The sequence below is a fragment of the Salmonella sp. 32010601201800023SM genome, from assembly GCF_017572235.1.
Lineage (GTDB): Bacteria > Pseudomonadota > Gammaproteobacteria > Enterobacterales > Enterobacteriaceae > Salmonella > Salmonella enterica.
Genome location: NZ_JAGEQS010000006.1, coordinates 22,347 through 43,393, shown reverse-complemented (window position 1 = coordinate 43,393; position 21,047 = coordinate 22,347). Strand labels below are relative to the sequence as shown.

Genomic DNA, 21,047 nt, shown 5'->3' with positions numbered 1-21,047 from the left:
CCAATTTCTGAGGTGAATATGATTGAAATAGAAAAAGTCTGCGTCGATTTTACCGCCGGGCGCGGTACCTCCACGCGCGCGGTGGATGATGTGAGCCTGCATATCGCCGCGGGCGAGATTTTTGGCATTGTCGGTACCAGCGGCGCAGGAAAAAGCACGCTGCTGCGTACCCTGAACGCCTTAACGCGTCCCAGCCAGGGGCGCGTCAACGTCAACGGCGTGGAAATTTCGGCGCTGGACGGAAAAGCGTTACGCCAGGCGCGGCAGCGTATTGGTATGATTTTCCAGCATTTTAACTTAATGCATACCCGGACAGTGGCGCAAAACGTTGCGTTTAGCCTGAAAGCGGCTGGCTGGGAACGCAGCAAAATCGCGCCACGGGTGGCGGAAATTTTAACGCTGGTGGGCCTTGCCGATAAAGCGAACCGTTTCCCGGTACAGCTCAGCGGCGGGCAAAAACAGCGGGTGGGGATAGCCCGCGCCATCGCTAACCATCCGGATGTGTTGTTGTGTGATGAACCGACTTCCGCTCTGGATCTGGAAACTTCCGCCACGATTCTGGCCCTGCTCAGACAGATCAACGCACAGCTTGGGATTACTATTGTGCTGATCACCCATGAAATGAACGTGATCAAATCTATTTGCGATCGCGTGGCGGTGATGTCGGGCGGTAAGGTTGTGGAATCGGGCGAGGTGTTTGATGTGTTTGCCCACCCGCAACACGCTTTCACACAGCAACTGGTGTCTCATACCCTTAATTTGACCCTGCCGGAACGTTTACGGGAACACCTGCCCGGGCAGTTGCTGAAAATTTTGTTTATCGGCGATTCGGCGGAGCAGCCGGTACTGTCGGAGGTGGCGATCAAGTTTGGCGTCGCGGTCAATATCCTGCATGGCAAGATTGAATATATCGGCGAACGCGCGTTGGGCATTCTGGTGGTGCAATTAACCGCGCCGCATAATCCAACGGCGGTGGCCGCCGCCGTGGAGCATATCCGTCAACGTACCGCACAGGTGGAGGTGATCCGTGGATGATTTATTGCCGGATTTAACGCTGGCGTTCAATGAAACTTTCCAGATGTTGAGTATTTCAACGGTGCTGGCGATTCTTGGCGGTCTACCGCTCGGTTTTCTGATTTTTGTCACCGATCGTCATCTGTTCTGGCAGAACCGTTTTATTTATCTCGTCGCCTCGGTTCTGGTGAATATTATCCGCTCGGTGCCATTTGTTATTTTACTGGTGCTGTTACTGCCGCTAACGCAGCTTTTGCTGGGCAATACCATTGGCCCGATTGCAGCCTCCGTCCCGCTGTCGGTGGCCGCAATCGCGTTTTATGCACGCCTGGTAGATAGCGCGCTCCGTGAAGTCGATAAAGGGATTATTGAGGCGGCGCTGGCATTCGGCGCTAGTCCGATGCGTATTATCTGTACCGTACTGTTGCCGGAAGCCAGCGCAGGGCTGCTGCGCGGCCTGACGATTACGCTGGTAAGCTTAATCGGCTACTCGGCGATGGCCGGGATTGTCGGCGGCGGCGGGGTAGGCGACCTGGCGATTCGCTATGGCTACTACCGTTACGAAACCGAAGTGATGGTTGTTACCGTAGTGGCGCTGATTGTGCTGGTTCAGGTCGTTCAGATGCTGGGCGACTGGCTGGCAAAACGTGCCGACAAGCGCGACAGACACTAAGCCGGCGTCAGCCGGCAATAAAAGTAAGCTATTGCGCTTTTAGCCAGTTGGCAACGTCTTGCCATGGGCCGCGAAAAACGATATTCGCGGCTTTTTTCTCCAGTTGATAGCGATACATTGGGTCGTAATATTCGTTAAGTAGCGGAACCAGCCATGCCATATGGCCGTCGGTGCTGCCGCTGGATAATTGCTCTGCCAGCGCCCTATCCAGCGTGTCCGTCAGTTCGGCAAAGCGTTGCAACCCCAGACGGCGGCGAATAGCGAACAGTCCATGATGAAGATATTCACTATACGCCTGCCAACCGGCTTCATCGCCGTAGGCGTGGGTGAAGTCGTGATGCATACGGATGAAATACTCTTCACGCAGTCGTTCCAGACGAAGCGCAAACGGATCTTCCACTACCGCAATGGGGGCCTGCGCCATTCTTTCGCGTAAACACTCAGGCAGATGGTTGGCGCCGATCGTTCGCCCTTCATCTTCCAGTACCCACCTTTTTAGCGTCTGACGCGCGTTAATTTTCAGCAATTCAACGGCAAGTTTGTTTTCAAAACTGGCCTGGCTGAGCTGGGGGTTCAGCGTGCGGCCAAAAGAGGAGCCGCGATGACGCGCGAGACCTTCCAGATCCACGCCGTTGGGCTGTTGTCGCACCAGTTGCGTTTTGCCGCTGCCCGTACAGCCGCCAATTAAAAGTATCGGTTTTTGCGCCAGTTGCCAGGTCGCCTGAATTGCTGTCTGGCGCAGCGCTTTATAGCCGCCTTCAATAAGCGGGCAGTCAATCCCTGTTTCTTGCAGCCAACGTTGTACGATATGTGACCGCTGACCGCCGCGCGCGCAGCACAGATACCCGTTGGGGAAACGTTGATACGCGGCTTTCCAGGCCTCAAGCCGCTGCTGGCGAATGTCGCCGCAAACCAGCCGATGCCCCAACGCTAACGCCGCATCCGCGCCCTGACGTTTGTAGCAGGTGCCGACGGCGGCCCGCTCGTCATCCATCATCAATGGCAGGTTGATAGCGCCCGGCATGGCGCCCTGTTCAAACTCAATCGGCGCGCGTACATCAATTAAAGGCGTATCGGCAAGGAGGAGCGCGCGATAGTCCTGTGCTTTTTGTCTGTCTTGCATAACGTAAAACGTAACCTTAAATCATCCTTTGCGCTATTTTACGCGCCAATTCGCAAAGTGGCTTGATTTTTAACAGCGTACCGTGTTGAAAATGGATAAAAAACCGGCTATTTCGGGTTGCCGTTGGGTAAATAATTTCACAATGTCTTCTACCGCTTTGCCTCTGCCAAATTTATGCCAGGCGAGGCTTAACGGTGAGGGCGGACGCATCGTAGGGATGGTACAGCTTACCAGTTCGTTTTTGTCGAGCAGCGTTTGACAAAGCGGCTGCGGAACAAAACCGATACCGACGCCTGCCAGATGAGCGGCGATTTTGGTTTCCATATCAGGCACGATAATTTCCTTCTGCCCCGGAAGGCGCCAGGCTACCCGCTTGGTCAGCGTACGCGCGCTGTCTTCGATATTAATTGCCGGGAAACGGCGCAACTGCGCTTCTGTTAGAGGCCCGCTGACGTGAGCTAAAGGATGATCCGCGGACATCACAAAACGCCATTGTACGGAACCTAAAGGGTCGAGCATAAAGGTATTAGCCAACGGCTCGGTGCCAGTTACGCCAATCGCCAGCGAAAAACCTTCATACAGGAGCGAATCCCAGACGCCCATATAAATTTGCCGGGAAAAGTGAAACTGGGTGAAAGGGTAACGCGCATTAAGCCACGATAAAAGACTGGCGACCGCTTGCGGGCTATAGAGCAGGTTATTCACCACAATATTGACCTGACGCTCTACGCCGTCGTTAACCTGGCGTAGCTCGTCAGGCATGCTGTCCAGCCACGCAAGCCAGTCTTTTGCCTGAGAGAGAAGGTGAGAGCCCGCCGCCGTCAACGAGACGCTTCGCGTTGTGCGAAAGAACAGCCCTACGCCGGTATTTTCCTCCAACAGTTTGATGCGGTAGCTAATGGTTGCCGTGGTTTTACACAGGCGCTCCGCCGCTTTGGAGAAACTCCCCGTTTCGGCAACGCTGATAAAGGTACGCAGTGTTTCCGGGTCAAACATCGTCAGGCGCCTCCTTACGATCCTGATAAAACCAGAATTGTTTTCCTATGATTTTTAAGTAGTTTTACATAATAGCCATGTTTGATTTGTGGTCTAAATCTACTTTTGGAAAAATATTCCAACTTTTATGTTGATGTTAAATCCCGAAGGTTTTAGATTGCATGGTATTGAAACCGGACAGAGTCCAAACCGCGGTTAAACGGAATCGAGCTACAAGGGAAAAATAATGAAACTTGAGGTATTACCGTTAGATCAGAAGACGTTCAGCGCTTATGGCGATGTTATTGAGACGCAGGAACGTGACTTTTTTCATATAAACAACGGGTTAGTTGAGCGATATCACGACCTGGCGAAGGTTGAAGTTCTGGAGCAGGATCGCACGCTGATCAGTATTAACAGGGCGCAACCGGCCGCGATGCCTATTGTGGTACATGAACTGGAACGTCATCCTTTAGGTACGCAGGCGTTTGTGCCGATGAACGGCGAGGCTTTTGTCGTTATTGTCGCGCTCGGCGATGATAAACCCGATCTCTCCACGCTGCGGGCGTTTATTAGCAATGGACGGCAGGGCGTCAATTATCACCGTAATGTATGGCATCACCCGCTGTTTGCATGGCAGACGGTTACCGATTTTCTGACGGTGGATCGCGGCGGCAGCGATAACTGTGATGTTGAAAGTATCCCGACACATGAACTCTGTTTTGCGTGACGCTATTGGCCTTCTTGCATAAGATGAACATATTGTTCATTGTTTATGCTCATATTTTGGGCCGGAGTTAACGTAAATATGACGGAAGTAAGACGACGCGGCAGGCCAGGACAGGCAGAGCCGACTGCGCAGAAAGGCGCTCAGGCGCTGGAGAGGGGCATAGCGATATTGCAATATCTCGAAAGAAGCGGCGGCAGTTCATCAGTTAGCGATATTTCCGGCAGCCTGGATTTACCGCTTTCTACGACGTTTCGCCTGTTAAAGGTACTGCAAGCGGCTGATTTTGTGTACCAGGATAGCCAGCTTGGCTGGTGGCATATTGGTTTAGGCGTATTTAATGTGGGCTCTGCGTATATTCATAATCGCGATGTCCTCTCGGTGGCCGGACCCTTTATGCACCGACTTATGCTGCTTTCTGGCGAGACGGTCAACGTAGCGATTCGCAACGGTAATGAAGCGGTGTTAATCGGTCAAAAGGAGTGCAAATCGATGGTCAGAATGTGCGCGCCCTTAGGGAGTCGTCTGCCGTTACATGCTTCCGGCGCCGGAAAAGCGCTGCTTTACCCGCTCACCGAAGAAGAGCTGGTGGGGATCGTCGTCAATACCGGTTTGCGGCGGTTTACGCCGACCACTCTGGTGGATTTACCTATCCTGCTTAAAAATCTGGAGCAGGCGCGTGAACAGGGCTACACCGTCGACCAGGAAGAACATGTTGTCGGGCTGAATTGTATCGCCTCCGCTATCTATGACGATGCGGGCAGCGTGGTCGCCGCTATCTCAATATCGGGACCGGCTTCCCGGCTGACGGAAGATCGCTTTATCAGCCAGGGTGAACTGGTACGGGATACCGCGAAAGACATCAGTACGGCGCTTGGGCTAAAACCCCCTGTAGCCTGAGCCGCATCCCGCTCGCTGGAGCGGGACTTTTTTAAAATTTTTAAAAGTTGGAAACTTTTTCCAATAAAAAGAGGTAGCAATAAAATGGCAAAAATGAGAGCCGTGGATGCGGCAATGTATGTGCTCGAAAAAGAAGGTATCACCACAGCATTCGGCGTTCCTGGGGCTGCAATCAACCCCTTCTATTCTGCAATGCGTAAGCATGGAGGCATTCGCCATATACTGGCGCGTCATGTGGAAGGCGCTTCACATATGGCTGAGGGCTACACACGTGCGGCGGCAGGTAATATTGGGGTTTGCCTGGGCACTTCCGGCCCGGCGGGAACCGACATGATCACCGCGCTCTATTCCGCTTCTGCCGACTCTATCCCGATTTTATGCATTACTGGTCAGGCGCCACGAGCGCGTCTGCACAAGGAAGATTTCCAGGCAGTCGATATTGAAGCGATTGCAAAACCAGTCAGCAAGATGGCAGTGACGGTTCGTGAGGCGGCGCTGGTGCCGCGCGTATTACAACAGGCTTTTCATCTGATGCGCTCAGGCCGCCCAGGTCCTGTGCTGGTTGATTTACCGTTTGATGTCCAGGTTGCGGAGATCGAATTCGATCCGGATATGTATGAGCCGTTGCCGGTATATAAGCCAGCCGCCAGCCGCGTACAGATTGAAAAGGCGCTGGAGATGCTGATTCAGTCCGAGCGTCCGGTAATTGTCGCGGGCGGCGGGGTTATTAACGCCGACGCCGCACCACTGCTGCAGCAGTTTGCCGAACTGACCAGCGTACCGGTGATCCCTACTCTGATGGGCTGGGGCTGTATCCCGGACGATCACCCCTTAATGGCGGGGATGGTCGGCCTGCAAACGGCGCACCGCTACGGCAACGCCACTCTGCTGGCATCCGATATGGTTTTTGGCATCGGTAACCGTTTTGCTAACCGTCATACGGGGTCCGTTGAGAAATATACTCAGGGGCGAAAAATCATCCATATCGATATTGAACCGACGCAAATTGGCCGCGTGTTGTGCCCGGATCTGGGCATCGTTTCTGACGCCAAAGCGGCGCTAACGTTGCTGATCGATGTCGCGCAGGAGATGCAAAAAGCGGGGCGTTTGCCATGCCGGAAGACCTGGGTGGACGAATGCCAGCAGCGTAAACGGACTTTGCTGCGTAAAACCCACTTTGACAACGTGCCAGTGAAGCCGCAGCGCGTCTATGAAGAGATGAACAAAGCCTTTGGTCGCGATGTGTGCTATGTCACCACCATTGGATTGTCGCAAATCGCGGCAGCGCAGATGCTGCATGTGTTTAAAGACAGACACTGGATCAACTGCGGCCAGGCGGGGCCTCTTGGCTGGACAATCCCGGCGGCATTAGGGGTTTGTGCTGCCGATCCGCAACGCAATGTGGTGGCGATTTCCGGCGATTTCGACTTCCAGTTCCTGATTGAAGAGTTAGCCGTCGGCGCGCAGTTTAACATCCCGTATATCCATGTGCTGGTTAACAACGCTTATCTTGGTCTGATTCGCCAGTCGCAACGCGCATTTGACATGGACTACTGCGTACAGCTCGCCTTTGAAAATATCAACTCCAGCGAAGTGAATGGCTATGGCGTTGACCATGTAAAAGTGGCGGAAGGGTTAGGCTGTAAAGCAATTCGTGTCTTTAAACCGGAAGATATTGCGCCTGCATTTGAACAAGCTAAAGCGCTGATGGCGCAATATCGCGTTCCGGTGGTGGTGGAAGTCATTCTGGAACGCGTAACCAATATTTCCATGGGCAGCGAACTGGATAACGTAACCGAGTTTGAAGAAGTTGCGGATAGTGCGAAAGATGCGCCAACAGAAACCTGTTTTATGAAATATGAGTAAGGGAGGTAATCGATGTTACGTTTCTCTGCCAATCTTTCTATGCTGTTTACGGAATATGATTTCCTGGAACGCTTTGATAAAGCGGCGTTGTCGGGATTTCGCGGCGTGGAATTCATGTTTCCCTACGATAACGACATCGAAGTGTTAAAACGTAAGCTCAGGGATAATAATCTGGAACATACGTTACATAATTTACCGGCTGGCGACTGGGCGGCTGGCGAACGTGGAATTGCCTGTATTCCTGGGCGCGAAGAAGAATTTCGCGATGGCGTAGCGGCCGCAATCCGTTATGCACGTGCGTTAGGCAATAAGAAAATAAATTGTCTGGTGGGTAAAACGCCGTCAGGATTCTCCGCAACGGAGATCCACGACACGTTGGTTGAAAACCTGCGCTATGCGGCAAATATGCTGGCGAAAGAAGACATTTTATTACTTATCGAACCTATTAATCACTTTGATATGCCGGGATTCCATCTCACCGGCACTCAACAGGCGTTAGCATTAATTAAGGATATCGGCAGCGATAATATCAAAATTCAGTATGATATTTATCACATGCAACGCATGGAAGGGGAATTAACGCAAACCATGACGGCATGGGCCGATAAAATAGGCCATTTACAGATTGCTGATAACCCGCGTCGCGGCGAGCCGGGGACCGGGGAAATCAATTATGACTTTATTTTTAATGTCATTAAACAGTCTGATTATGATGGCTGGGTTGGCTGTGAATATAAACCACTGACTACCACGGAAGCGGGATTATCGTGGATTAATCAGTACCGTTAAAACGCAGAATAATTCGGGCAGCGCTTTTTTTTCCACTGTGTTGGAAGGGGATTGTGTTGCCTGAATCTGGAAACACCGAAAGCAATAAAAGAGGTTGTATATGAAACTGGGATTTATTGGCCTGGGAATTATGGGCTCGCCAATGGCTATCAATTTGGCACGCGCCGGTCATCAATTACACGTTACGACTATTGGTCCGGTCGCGGACGAACTGCTCTCGCTGGGGGCGGTAAATGTTGAGACTGCACGTCAGGTAACTGAATTTGCAGACATTATCTTCATAATGGTGCCGGATACACCGCAGGTTGAAGACGTGTTATTTGGCGAACACGGTTGCGCTAAAACATCGCTTCAGGGAAAAACCATCGTCGATATGAGTTCTATTTCTCCTATCGAAACCAAACGTTTTGCCCAGCGCGTTAATGAAATGGGCGCTGATTACCTGGATGCCCCGGTTTCCGGGGGCGAAATCGGGGCGCGTGAAGGCACTCTGTCGATTATGGTCGGCGGCGAGCAGAAAGTCTTTGACCGCGTTAAACCGCTCTTTGACATCCTGGGAAAAAATATCACCCTGGTGGGCGGCAATGGGGATGGGCAAACCTGTAAGGTGGCTAACCAAATTATTGTTGCGCTGAATATTGAAGCGGTTTCTGAAGCCTTAGTGTTTGCTTCAAAAGCAGGTGCCGATCCGGTACGCGTGCGCCAGGCGTTAATGGGCGGGTTCGCCTCTTCACGCATTCTGGAAGTTCACGGCGAGCGGATGATCAACCGGACGTTCGAGCCTGGTTTCAAAATCGCGCTTCATCAGAAAGACCTTAATCTTGCATTGCAAAGCGCAAAAGCGCTGGCGCTGAATTTACCGAATACGGCGACCTGCCAGGAATTATTCAATACCTGTGCGGCAAATGGCGGGAGCCAGCTTGATCATTCGGCAATGGTACAGGCGCTGGAATTAATGGCCAATCATAAATTGTCCTAATTATGTGTATCGCTGTGGCTGCAGCGATACCTGTTCACAAGGAACACTCTGTAAAGGTGAAGAACATGAGTGAAACTAAAAAATCCGGGATTGATTACTGGAAACAAATTGTTGTCGTAATGAGTCTGGGCTGGGTAGCGATTTGGATCTATCGCACCGTGCTTACGCCAATTTATCCAGAAATTCAGGCATCTTTAGACAATGTAAGTAATGCAGAAATAGGCGCCATTGCAAGTTTTTACTTTTTTGCTTACTGCAGTATGCAAATCCCTTGCGGAATATTGGTCGATAAATTCGGTCAAAAAATCATGCTGATGGCCGGATTTACGCTTTTTATTATTGGTACACTCTGTATCGCGAAAGCCAATGGCCTGGCCATGATCTATACAGGGTCGCTAATGGCAGGCGGAGGATGCGCTTCTTTCTTTAGCTCGGCTTATTCACTCTCTTCGGCAAACGTGCCGCAGGCCCGTCGGGCATTAGCCAACGCGATTATCAACAGCGGGTCGGCTATAGGGATGGGGATTGGCTTAATCGGTTCCAGCATATTAGTAAAAAACATGAGCATGGCCTGGCAGAATGTACTGTATATCGTGGCCGCGATATTAGTAATCATGCTGTGCGTTTTTACGCTGGTCATTCGTGGTAAAGCCAAAAGCGACTCTGCGCAAGCGGAAAAGCAAACCCAAACCGTTACGGAAGATGAGAAACGCGCGCCTTTATTCTCTGGTTTATTGTGTAGCGTTTACTTCCTCTATTTCTGTACCTGCTACGGTTATTATTTGATAGTGACCTGGCTGCCTTCTTATCTCCAGACTGAAAGAGGATTTGATGGCGGAGCTATCGGGCTGGCATCAGCGCTGGTAGCGGTGGTTGGCGTACCGGGAGCGTTATTTTTTAGCCATCTGTCAGATAAATTTCGTAACAGTAAAGTTAAGGTTATTCTCGGTCTGGAAATTGTGGCGGCAGCAATGTTGGCGTTTACGGTTTTGTCCCCGAATACCACGATGCTGATGGTCAGCCTGACGCTATACGGCTTGCTGGGGAAAATGGCGGTAGACCCGATCCTGATCTCCTTTGTATCTGAACAGGCTTCGGCAAAAAGTCTGGGAAGAGCTTTCAGCCTTTTTAACTTCTTTGGCATGAGTTCAGCGGTTGTCGCCCCAACGTTGACCGGATTTATTTCGGATGTAACGGGGTCGAAAGAGATCAGTTTTGTGATTTCAGCATGTTTAGTGGTCACCGGAACGCTGATCTTTGCTGTCGTCACTTTATATAAAAAGAAAGCAACGCAACGTATTGCTTCAGCTTAAAAATAATTATATCTACTAATTCTTTATTTTATATTTATTTGTTCCTCATAGCTAAACCCATAACAACGTTATCCGATGCGTGAAAAGAGGGATTTATGGAACATCAAAGAGAGCTATACCAGCAGCGCGGTTATAGCGAAGACTTATTACCTAAAACAGAAACCCAACGAAACTGGAAGGCATTTAACTATTTCACCTTATGGATGGGATCTGTACATAACGTGCCAAATTACGTTATGGTCGGCGGTTTTTTTATACTGGGGCTATCAACATTTAATATCATGTTGGCCATTATTATCAGCGCATTATTTATTGCGGCGGCGATGGTAATGAATGGCGCGGCAGGCAGCAAATATGGCGTTCCTTTTGCTATGATATTGCGAGGTTCTTACGGCGTCCGCGGCGCGCTATTCCCTGGATTATTGCGAGGGGGAATCGCGGCAATTATGTGGTTCGGCTTACAGTGTTACGCGGGATCGCTGGCATTTCTTATTTTGATTGGGAAGATCTGGCCAGGATTTCTGACATTAGGCGGAGATTTCAAGCTGCTGGGTCTTTCACTGCCAGGACTAATTACTTTTCTAATTTTTTGGATTATTAACGTTGGCATCGGTTTTGGCGGTGGTAAAGTATTAAATAAATTTACCGCTATCCTCAATCCATGTATTTACATTGTCTTTGGCGGCATGGCTATTTGGGCAATATCGCTGGTCGGCATTGGCCCGATTCTGGACTATCTGCCTTCAGGCGTGCAAAAAGCAGAGCACAGCGGCTTTCTGTTCCTGGTGGTGATTAACGCCGTAGTCGCCGTCTGGGCTGCGCCAGCGGTAAGCGCGTCCGATTTCACGCAAAACGCGCATTCATTTCGCGCTCAGGCATTGGGACAAACACTGGGGCTTATCGTAGCGTATATATTATTCGCCGTAGCCAGCGTGTGCATTATTGCCGGAGCCAGTATTCATTATGGTATGGATACCTGGAACGTGCTGGATATTGTGCAGCGCTGGGACAGCCTGTTTGCTTCATTCTTTGCGGTGCTGGTGATTCTGATGACGACAATTTCAACCAACGCCACCGGTAATATTATACCTGCGGGGTATCAAATTGCGGCGCTTGCCCCGACAAAGCTTAACTATAAAAATGGCGTAATGATTGCCAGTATTATCAGTCTACTGATTTGCCCATGGAAATTAATGGAGAATCAGGACAGTATTTATCTGTTCCTCGATATTATCGGCGGTATGCTTGGCCCGGTAATCGGCGTAATGTTAGCTCATTATTTTGTGGTAATGCGTGGAAAAATTAATCTTGATGAGCTGTACACCGCCAGCGGTGATTACAAATATTATGATAATGGATTTAACCTGACTGCATTTTCAGTCACCCTGGTCGCAGTCATTCTGTCATTAGGCGGCAAGTTTATACCATTTATGGAGCCTTTATCCCGCGTGTCCTGGTTTGTAGGCGTAATAGTTGCGTTCGTTGCTTATGCGCTATTGAAGAAACGCACGCGTTTTGAAAATACAGGAGAGCAAAAACTCGTAGGTTAAATATTGAAAAAGCATTAAGCGTATTTAATGAAGTGTGCGCTATTTAAAAACTATCTGTATCCATACAAGGAGTTTGTTATGTCTTTTGATTTAATTATTAAGAACGGTACTGTCATCTTAGAAAACGAAGCGAGAGTTATCGATATCGCCGTCCAGGGCGGAAAAATCGCCGCGATTGGCGAAAACCTGGGGGAAGCGAAAAATGTGCTGGATGCGACGGGATTGATCGTTTCGCCGGGCATGGTTGACGCGCATACCCACATTTCTGAACCGGGCCGTACCCACTGGGAAGGCTATGAAACCGGTACGCGCGCGGCGGCGAAAGGCGGTATTACCACGATGATTGAGATGCCGCTCAATCAGCTGCCGGCGACGGTCGATCGTGAGACGATTGAACTCAAGTTTGACGCGGCAAAAGGTAAATTGACCATCGACGCCGCGCAGTTGGGCGGTTTGGTTTCTTATAACCTGGATCGGCTGCATGAGCTGGACGAAGTGGGCGTTGTCGGCTTCAAGTGCTTTGTCGCCACCTGCGGCGATCGTGGCATCGATAATGATTTTCGCGACGTTAATGACTGGCAGTTTTACAAAGGCGCGCAGAAACTGGGGGAGATGGACCAGACGGTACTGGTACATTGCGAAAATGCTCTGATTTGCGATGAGCTGGGCGAGGAAGCTAAACGCGAAGGACGCGTAACGGCGCATGATTATGTCGCCTCACGTCCGGTATTTACTGAAGTGGAAGCCATTCGTCGCGTGCTGTATCTGGCGAAAGCGGCAGGTTGCCGTCTGCACGTTTGCCATATCAGCAGCCCGGAGGGGGTAGAGGAAGTAACGCGCGCGCGTCAGGAAGGTCAGGATGTCACCTGTGAATCGTGCCCGCACTATTTTGTCCTCGATACCGATCAGTTCGAAGAGATTGGCACCCTGGCAAAATGTTCTCCGCCAATTCGCGACCAGGAAAACCAGAAAGGGATGTGGGAAAAACTGTTTAACGGCGAAATCGACTGCCTGGTATCCGACCACTCTCCATGCCCTCCGGAAATGAAAGCAGGCAATATCATGCAAGCATGGGGCGGAATTGCCGGACTGCAAAACTGCATGGACGTCATGTTTGATGAAGCGGTGCAAAAACGCGGTATGTCGTTGCCGATGTTTGGCAAATTAATGGCGACCAACGCCGCCGATATTTTTGGTCTGAAACATAAAGGACGTATTGCCCCCGGCAAAGATGCTGACCTGGTCTTTATTCAGCCTGACAGCAGCTATGTTCTGAAAAATGAAGATCTGGAATATCGCCATAAAGTCAGTCCGTATGTTGGCCGTACTATTGGCGCGCGTATTACCAAAACGATTTTGCGCGGCGATGTTATTTATGACATCGAGCATGGCTTCCCTGTGCCGCCAAAAGGTCAGTTTATCCTTAAACATCAGCAGTAATCCGGTGTGATTTAATGCCCGTCGTCACGACGGGCATTCTCTATTTTAAGGTGTGGATATGTTCCCTGTTATTAACCGCGAAAGTGTGTTGTCCGGCTTTCAGTGGTTTTTCTTTATTTTCTGTAACACGGTTGTGGTTCCCCCTACCTTGCTGTCCGCTTTTCATCTTCCCGCTGATAACCTGTTAATGCTCACACAATACGCTTTTTTGACCACCGCGTTGGCCTGCCTGGTTCAGGCATTTTGCGGCCATCGCCGGGCCATTATGGAAGGGCCGACAGGGCTGTGGTGGGGCGCTATTCTTACGATTACGCTTGGCGAGGCGTCTCGCGGCACGCCGCTGAACGATATCGCCTCCAGCCTGTCGGTCGGGATTGCGATCTCCGCAATGGTGACGATATTTATCGGCATTAGCGGGTTAGGACACCGTCTGGCTCGCCTGTTTACGCCGGCGGTAATGGTTTTTTTCATGCTGCTTTTGGGCGCGCAGCTGACCTCAATATTTTTTAAAGGCATGCTGGGGCTGCCTTTTGGCATTGCCGATACCAGCGCCAGAATCAAATTGGCCCCCTTTGGGCTGGCGGTCGCGGTGATGTGTTTTATCCTCGCGATGATTATTTTCCTGCAGCAGCGTATCTCCCGTTACGCGTTACTGGTAGGGACCGTGGTCGGGTGGGGGCTATGGCGGTTATGCTTTCCTTCGTCACACTTACCGCCAGGTGAATTAAGCTGGCGATGGTTTCCGCTGGGCAGCCACGGCACGCTGATGCCGGGTATTATTGTGACGGCGGTGATGACGGGGTTAGTCAACATCAGCAACACTTACGGCGCCATCCGCGGTACCGATATCTTTTATCCGCATCAAGGGTCGGGCAGTTCTCGTTATCGCCGAAGCTTTATGATTTCCGGACTGATGACGTTAGTGACGGTGCCTTTCGCGGTCGTGCCTTTTTCGCCTTTTGTATCTTCCATTGGTTTATTAACGCAAACCGGCGACAGTTCTCGCAAATCCTTTATCTGCGGTAGCGCGCTGTGTCTGCTGGTTGCCATTATAACGCCGTTAACCCGCTTATTTTGCGCTATTCCACTGGCGATCAGCAGCGCCGTTATGCTGGTCTCTTATTTACCTTTACTTTATTCCGGTTTGGTTTTTAGCCAGCAAATTACGTTTACCGCGCGGAATATTTATCGCCTGGCATTACCGCTTTTTGTCGGCATTTTTTTGATGGGGCTTCCTCCGGTCTATTTACAGGATCTTCCACTGATGATTCGTCCTCTGCTTAGCAACGGATTACTGGTGGGAATCTTACTGGCAGTGCTTATGGAAAATCTTATTCCGTGGGAACGCATTAAATAACGTGAGAAAACAAGGAGACATGATGAAGATTGTAATTGCGCCAGATTCATTTAAAGAGAGCTTAAGCGCTGATAAATGCTGTCAGGCTATTAAAGCGGGATTTTCAACCGTATTTCCTGATGCGCGCTATGTTTGTTTACCGATCGCCGATGGCGGAGAAGGAACCGTGGACGCGATGGTGGCTGCGACCGGCGGGAAACGGGTTTCTGTGGACGTTAGCGGGCCGATGGGGGAAAAAGTAAACGGATTTTATGGCCTGACCGGCGACGGCAAAACGGCGATTATTGAAATGGCGGCGGCGAGCGGATTGATGCTGGTGGCGCCAGAGGCGCGTAATCCGCTGCTGGCATCCAGTTTCGGCACCGGCGAATTGATTCGTCACGCCCTGGACGCGGGGATTCGCCATATTATTCTGGGTATCGGCGGCAGCGCCACGGTGGATGGCGGAATGGGAGTAGCGCAGGCGCTCGGTGTGCGTTTTCTGGACGCGCAAGGAATGCTGCTTGGCGCCGGAGGGGGCAATTTATCGCGCCTGGCGAGCATTGACCTGCAGGGGTGCGATCCGCGTATTTCAGAGTGTCGTATTGAGGTCGCCTGTGATGTTGATAACCCGTTGGTGGGGCCACGCGGCGCGGCGGCGGTATTCGGTCCGCAGAAAGGGGCGACGCCTGAAATGGTCGAGACGCTGGAAAATGGATTACGTAATTATGCCCGTGTCTTACATGCCCTGACCGGACGCGACATGTCTCAAATACCGGGCGGTGGAGCGGCCGGAGGAATGGGGATTGCCGCTATCGTCTTCCTGGAAGCGGAAATGAAGCCCGGTATTGAGATTGTTATGCAGGCGGTGAAGCTGGAGGAGGCGGTAAAAGAGGCCTCGCTGGTGATTACCGGAGAAGGGCGAATCGACTCGCAAACGGCGGGAGGAAAAGCGCCGATAGGCGTCGCGTCAGTGGCGAAACGGCATCATGTCCCGGTTATCGGCATTGCCGGCGTACTGGGCGATGGCGTGGAAGTGGTCCATCGCCACGGTATTGATGCCGTATTCAGTATTTTGCCGCGGCTGGCGCCTTTGCCGGAAGTTCTGGCGAACGGTGAACAAAATCTCTACCACAGCGCCTGTAATATTGCCCGCGTCATCAAACTTGGCCAGGACATCGGGACTCGTTAAGCATAAAAAAAGCCACGGTTCTCACCGTGGCAAAATCCAACATAGCTAAATAAAAAATAATCAGGAGGGCTGCCCGCCGTTAAATCATAACGTCGCGGTTACAGTCTTTGGAGTAGATGTAGCTGAATGCTTCGCCACGACCTACACCGTATCCGGCCTGCAGGGAATAAGCACCCATGAAGATGTAGTCGCCTTTTTTCACCGGCACCCAGTTGTTGTCGAGGTTATAAACTCCCTGGCCGGAAAGGATATAAGCGCCATGTTCCTGGACGTGGGTTTCAATATAGCCGTGGCTGGCGCCCGGTTCGAACGACAGAATATGCATATTCATATCGAAGCCCAGCTCTTTAGGCAGGAAATCCAGCAGAATAACATCTTCCATGCCTTCATAATGAATACGCTCCAGCTGGCTGGCATTGCCGGAAACCAACCACGGGGCATGCCCCTCGACAGGAGTATAGCGGCGTTTATATAAAAATAGCTGGCTGTCTTCCGTTTGAGCGTTGCTAAAGGTCATCATCTCGCCCGGTGGACAATAGAGGTATCCGCCCTGGGTTAAAGAGAATGTTTTTCCTTCTGCTTTAGCTTCAATATTTCCCGTAATGACATAGAGAAAAGTTTCAATCCCCTCGTCGCCAAAGCCCTGCTGGTTGCCGCCATTCTGATGTAAGGTGACCAGATAATCGACGAAAGAAGCACCCAGCTTCGGCGTCGAAAGGATGGTGACGTCACAGTTTTCAAAGCCGGGAATAATATTTTTCACCAGACCGTCCGGCGTTAAGAGCGCATAGTTACCGTGTTTCACAATGGCGCGGTTCGCCAGTAAATCATCGCGGTAACCCGTGACGTTATTCAGATATCCCATTGATGGCTCCTTATTTTTGCCAGGCAAGTTGATGCAGCATTAATGCCAGAGTTTTGACCCCTTCAGCAAGGTCATTAATGTTGGTACGTTCCGCCGGGTTATGGCTGATACCATTAATGCTGGGGACGAAAATCATACAGGTAGGGACGCGCGGCGCGAAAATTTGCGCGTCATGACCTGCGCCGCTATGCATTATGCGATAGTTCAGTTGTTCGGTTTCACACAGCCTGGTGAGGGCCGCGACCAGTTCGGCGTTCATCGGCACCGGCGCTTCGTCCATCCACAAATCGATATCGATGCTGATATCCATTTCATCGCAGATGGCGCGCATATCGTTTTCCAACTGTTCGGTAAATTCGCGAAGTACCGCGGCGTCCGTATGCCGGCAATCGATTGTAAATGTGGTTTTTCCAGGGACAACATTGACCGTATTCGGCTGCGGCTCAACTTTGCCGAACGTTAATACCAGGGGATCGCCATGCTGTTTGGCTTTTTCAATGGACTGACTGCAAATACGACTGAAGGCATGCACCGTATCGCGACGATAGCCCATTGGCGTTGTGCCTGCATGGTTGGACTCGCCGTTGAGCGTCACCGTGTAGCGACGTTGCCCGACGATGGCGTTGACGACGCCAATCGACTGTCCGTTGCTCTCCAGAACGCAGCCTTGCTCAATATGCAATTCAACAAAGGCGCGGATATCGGTTCGCGCGGCGAGCGGCGCGGCGGGAAGGGTAAATCCGCACGCCTGCATAGCGTCGACAAAGCCTGTGCCTTTGGCGTCCTGGATATGGCGTACCTCTTCAGGATTCGCCAGGCCAAAAATGTTCTTGCTGCCCCAAAAAACGTAAGGGAAACGGCTGCCTTCTTCCTCAGCCATTGATACTACCTCGACGGTGCGCAGCGGCGCGCCGTAGGTCGCTTTTAGCCAGTCGAGCGCCAGCCAGGCGGCAAGCGCGCCGAATTGCCCGTCCAGATTGCCGCCGTTGACGACCGTATCAATATGCGAACCGCTTAAAATCACCTGCTCCGGAAATTGTGTGCCGCAAAGGCGGCCATATAAATTTCCGACGTCATCAAAGCGTGTTTCCAGACCGCTTTCTGCCATTCGCTTTTTAAACTGCTGCTGTGTTTCCAGCCACTCAGGCGAATAAAGTAAACGCGTCATTCCACCCGTAGGATCGGCTCCAATGGAAGAGAGCCAGGGCAATGTTTCTTCTATCGCGTGGCGAAAATGCTTTATCATAGAAAATTCCTGTTTCAATAATTATTGGGCAAAGGGATTTTTTGTTTCGTATGACTTGAGATAGAGGGCATCGGAAATCAGATATTGATAAATATCATCAACAATATCGATACCATTCATATCGGCATTTTTCTGTTTAATATCCTGATCCTGTCCAGGATAATAAACCTGTTTAAAACCGGGGGCGGGCTTCACGGCATTGAGTTCCTGCATGGTCTGACTAATATGTTTGCGGAATAATTCACAGGAAGAGAAGAACGCCGGATTAATGACCAGATGAAGTTGTCCTAAATTGCGTCCGGCGTGTAAATCTTCATACATCGAACTGACCTGGCGGCCAAACGGCAGCCCCAGCAGAATGCCGGACAAAATATCGATCATCATCATCAGGCCGTAACCTTTCGGGCCTGCGGCGGGTAATAACGCATTGACGGCAAAAGGATCATGTGTCGGCGCGCCGTTTTTATCGACGGCCCAACTCTCCGGAATGGACTCATTGCGGGACCGTGCATCGAGGACTTTTCCCCAGGCCTGCACGGTGGTGGCCATATCAAAGGTAATGATGTCATCGCCTTCGCCCGGCGCGGCAAAGGCCAGCGGATTAGTGCCATAGTAAATATCCGCCCCGCCAAACGGCACGACCATAGGATCGGACTGACAGATAGACAGACCGATCAGGCCTTCGCGAGCAGCCTGGCGGACGAAATAAGAGATGGCGCCGCTATGGCCCATTCTGCTAATGCCGACAACCGCGACGCCATTTTTTTTGGCTATTTCAATAGCATGCTCCATTCCCATTTTGGCTGCGACCTGTCCGGCAGCATTATCGGCATGCAGTATCGCCGTACAGGGACCGGTATTCTCAATGCGGAACGTCGGCTCCCGGTTGGTGCCGCCTTTTGAAATTCGTTCGGCATAATATTCAACGCGTACGGCGCCATGTGAGTGAATACCTCTGGCATCTGCATAAACCAGTACGTCGGCGACGATGGCGGCGTGCTCACGTTTTAGTCCGGCTTTATAAAGCTTATTTTCGATAAGCTGATGGAGTGTTTCCCGACTGATTTTCATCTGTCTTCCTTTTTAACGACGGTGTGAAGCATGACTGCGATTAACATACCGGGAAAATAAAATGATTATGTGATCCAGACAGGCAAAAAAATATAATTAGAATTTATTTGATAATCAGGCGGGTTTTATCTTTTTGCTTAAATAAAAAGCTTTTTTAGAAAATCATAACTAATCCTTTGACCGTTGTTTGAATTCTTTTGTTAATAAATTTGATGTGACGTTAATCACTCTATTTACCCTCCCGGATATATACCGTGAAGCGCACATTAACACTGCTCGTGCAATTGCAATGGGTGCAATTATTAAGGAGTTGTTATGATCCACGCCTTTATTAAAAAAGGGTGTTTTCAGGACTCTGTCAGCTTAATGATTATTTCTCGAAAGCTGAGTGAGTCCGAAAATGTTGATGATGTATCGGTAATGATGGGAACGCCTGCGAATAAGTCGCTGCTGGAAACTACCGGTTTCTGGCATGACGATTTTCATGGCGCTACGCCCAATGACATTTGCGTGGCGATTCGTACCGAAGCGGTAGATGACGGCATTACGCAGGTGATTGTGCAACAGCTCGAAGAAGCATTGCAGCAGTTGGCGCAGGGAAGCAGCGGCAGCCAGTCGTTAATCCAGGTCAGACGCTGGGAAAGCGCCTGTCAGAAACTGCCAGAGGCGAATCTGGCGCTGGTATCGGTGGCCGGCGAATATGCGGCGGAACTGGCAGATCAGGCGCTGGATCGTTCGTTGAACGTGATGATCTTCTCCGATAATGTCACGCTGGACGACGAAATCAGACTAAAACGCCGGGCGCGTGATAAAGGACTGCTGGTCATGGGGCCGGATTGCGGCACCGCTATGATCGCCAATACGCCGCTGGCTTTCGCTAACGTCATGCCAGAGGGCAACATCGGGGTGATTGGCGCTTCCGGCACCGGTATTCAGGAGCTCTGTTCACAGATTGCGCTGGCGGGGGAAGGGATTACCCATGCCATCGGGCTTGGCGGACGCGATTTGAGCGCCGAGGTCGGCGGGATCAGCGCGCTAACGGCACTGGAGATACTCAGCGCGGATGAAAAGAGCCAGGTGCTGGCCTTTGTCTCCAAACCGCCTGCCGATGCGGTTCGTCAGCATATTATCGCGGCGATGAAAGCCACCGGGAAACCCGTTGTCGCGCTGTTCTTAGGGTTTTCCTCTCCCGTTGCGCGTGAGGGAAACGTCTGGTTTGCCTCGACGCTGGATGAAGCCGCCCGGCTGGCATGTTTATTGTCTCGCGTGACGTCGCAGCGTAAAGAAATGGTTTCAACAGGCGGCGTGATTCGTGGCCTCTATACCGGCGGAACGCTGGCGGCGGAAGCTGCGGGGCTGCTGGCCGGCTATCTGGGCGTTGCGGCGGATACGGAACATCACCATGGCATGATGCTTGACGCTGACGGCCACCAGATTATCGATCTGGGCGATGACTTTTATACCGTTGGGCGACCACATCCGATGATCGACCCGGCGTTACGTAATCAGCTTATCGCCGGGCTTGGCACGCAGCCGCAGGTACGCGTGTTATTAGTGGACGTCGTTATTGGTTTTGGCGCGACCGCCGATCCCGCCGCATCGCTGATTCAGGCCTGGCAGAAGGCATGTGCCGCACGCGCCAGCGATCAGCCGCTGTTCGCCATCGCAACCGTCACCGGAACGGAACGCGATCCTCAGTGCCGCTCGCAACAAATCGCCGCGCTCGAAGATGCCGGCATCACGGTAGTGGATTCTCTTCCCGAAGCCACTCTGTTGGCCGCGGAACTGATTCGACCCACTCTCTCTTCCACTCATCCATCAGCTCCCCGGTTACTGGAAGCGGTAGCGGTGATTAATGCCGGGTTACGTAGCTTCGCGCTGGATTTACAGGCTGCCGGTATGCCCGTGGTGCACTACCAGTGGGCGCCTGTCGCTGGCGGTAATAAAAAACTGGCTCGTCTGTTAGAACGTTTGCAATAAGGGGTTCC

The 21,047-nt window shown here is 51.4% G+C and carries 18 protein-coding genes; 13 read left to right on the top strand and 5 right to left on the bottom strand.

Translation table 11 applies throughout. From position 1 onward, the window contains the following. Positions 1–18: 18 nt before the first annotated feature. Both sfbB and J4617_RS17385 read left to right on the top strand, forming a co-directional pair. Entirely contained in the window at positions 19–1,035 is a 1,017-nt protein-coding gene (gene sfbB / locus J4617_RS17390) for a virulence-associated ABC transporter ATP-binding protein SfbB (protein ID WP_000569667.1), read from the top strand. After that, the gene (locus tag J4617_RS17385; protein ID WP_000342247.1) at positions 1,028–1,687 is read left to right on the top strand and encodes a methionine ABC transporter permease; all 660 of its coding nucleotides are present in this window, start codon (positions 1,028–1,030) and stop codon (positions 1,685–1,687) included. The genes sfbB and J4617_RS17385 overlap by 8 nt, the downstream gene beginning before the upstream one ends. 28 nt (positions 1,688–1,715) lie before the next feature. On the opposite strand, the gene mnmH is transcribed toward J4617_RS17385, so the two are convergent. Together mnmH and allS are read right to left on the bottom strand one after the other, a co-directional pair. Then, positions 1,716–2,810 carry a tRNA 2-selenouridine(34) synthase MnmH gene (gene mnmH / locus J4617_RS17380; RefSeq protein WP_001154077.1) on the bottom strand — a complete coding sequence of 365 codons (1,095 nt, stop codon included), beginning with the start codon at positions 2,808–2,810 and terminating at the stop codon, positions 1,716–1,718. A 69-nt stretch (positions 2,811–2,879) separates the two neighbouring features. After that, positions 2,880–3,806, bottom strand: a complete 927-nt coding sequence (allS, locus tag J4617_RS17375) for an HTH-type transcriptional activator AllS (protein ID WP_017465366.1) — start codon at positions 3,804–3,806, stop codon at positions 2,880–2,882. Between the two features lie 226 nt (positions 3,807–4,032). Between allS and allA the strand changes: the two genes are divergently transcribed. The 10 genes from allA (at position 4,033) to glxK (ending at position 15,877) form a co-directional block, all read left to right on the top strand. Continuing rightward, entirely contained in the window at positions 4,033–4,515 is a 483-nt protein-coding gene (allA, locus tag J4617_RS17370; RefSeq protein WP_000764659.1) for an ureidoglycolate lyase, read from the top strand. A 78-nt stretch (positions 4,516–4,593) separates the two neighbouring features. Beyond that, positions 4,594–5,412, top strand: coding sequence for an HTH-type transcriptional repressor AllR (allR, locus tag J4617_RS17365; protein WP_000141265.1), 819 nt, complete (start codon positions 4,594–4,596; stop codon positions 5,410–5,412). An 84-nt stretch (positions 5,413–5,496) separates the two neighbouring features. Further along, a complete protein-coding gene (gcl, locus tag J4617_RS17360) occupies positions 5,497–7,278 on the top strand; it encodes a glyoxylate carboligase (protein WP_001096868.1) in 1,782 nt (593 codons plus the stop codon). Between the two features lie 12 nt (positions 7,279–7,290). Next, positions 7,291–8,067 carry a hydroxypyruvate isomerase gene (gene hyi, locus J4617_RS17355; protein ID WP_000943590.1) on the top strand — a complete coding sequence of 259 codons (777 nt, stop codon included), beginning with the start codon at positions 7,291–7,293 and terminating at the stop codon, positions 8,065–8,067. A gap of 100 nt (positions 8,068–8,167) precedes the next feature. Next, positions 8,168–9,046: a 2-hydroxy-3-oxopropionate reductase gene (gene glxR, locus J4617_RS17350; protein WP_000765810.1), complete on the top strand. Its 879-nt coding sequence runs from the start codon at positions 8,168–8,170 to the stop codon at positions 9,044–9,046. A 65-nt stretch (positions 9,047–9,111) separates the two neighbouring features. Continuing rightward, entirely contained in the window at positions 9,112–10,359 is a 1,248-nt protein-coding gene (locus tag J4617_RS17345; RefSeq protein ID WP_000005060.1) for an MFS transporter, read from the top strand. Positions 10,360–10,454: 95 nt separating this feature from the next. After that, complete coding sequence (locus J4617_RS17340; protein WP_000401066.1) at positions 10,455–11,909, top strand: putative allantoin permease; 1,455 nt, start codon at positions 10,455–10,457, stop codon at positions 11,907–11,909. A gap of 78 nt (positions 11,910–11,987) precedes the next feature. Beyond that, on the top strand, positions 11,988–13,349 hold the full coding sequence (allB, locus tag J4617_RS17335; protein ID WP_000006865.1) for an allantoinase AllB: 1,362 nt from the start codon (positions 11,988–11,990) through the stop codon (positions 13,347–13,349). A gap of 58 nt (positions 13,350–13,407) precedes the next feature. After that, complete coding sequence (locus J4617_RS17330; protein WP_000484506.1) at positions 13,408–14,706, top strand: uracil/xanthine transporter; 1,299 nt, start codon at positions 13,408–13,410, stop codon at positions 14,704–14,706. 22 nt (positions 14,707–14,728) lie between these two features. Continuing rightward, positions 14,729–15,877, top strand: a complete 1,149-nt coding sequence (gene glxK / locus J4617_RS17325) for a glycerate 3-kinase (protein ID WP_000706327.1) — start codon at positions 14,729–14,731, stop codon at positions 15,875–15,877. 79 nt (positions 15,878–15,956) lie between these two features. Here glxK and allE read toward each other — a convergent pair whose 3' ends face one another. From allE to allD, 3 genes are read right to left on the bottom strand one after another with little or no spacing between them, the layout of a single operon-like run. Then, the gene (gene allE, locus J4617_RS17320; RefSeq protein WP_017465365.1) at positions 15,957–16,742 is read right to left on the bottom strand and encodes a (S)-ureidoglycine aminohydrolase; all 786 of its coding nucleotides are present in this window, start codon (positions 16,740–16,742) and stop codon (positions 15,957–15,959) included. Between the two features lie 10 nt (positions 16,743–16,752). After that, on the bottom strand, positions 16,753–17,988 hold the full coding sequence (gene allC / locus J4617_RS17315) for an allantoate deiminase (protein WP_000589769.1): 1,236 nt from the start codon (positions 17,986–17,988) through the stop codon (positions 16,753–16,755). Positions 17,989–18,009: 21 nt separating this feature from the next. Continuing rightward, positions 18,010–19,059: an ureidoglycolate dehydrogenase gene (gene allD / locus J4617_RS17310; protein ID WP_000703934.1), complete on the bottom strand. Its 1,050-nt coding sequence runs from the start codon at positions 19,057–19,059 to the stop codon at positions 18,010–18,012. 315 nt (positions 19,060–19,374) lie between these two features. Here allD and J4617_RS17305 point away from each other — a divergent pair, with 315 nt between their 5' ends. Continuing rightward, positions 19,375–21,039, top strand: a complete 1,665-nt coding sequence (locus J4617_RS17305; RefSeq protein ID WP_017465364.1) for an acyl-CoA synthetase FdrA — start codon at positions 19,375–19,377, stop codon at positions 21,037–21,039. Positions 21,040–21,047 lie beyond the last annotated feature (8 nt).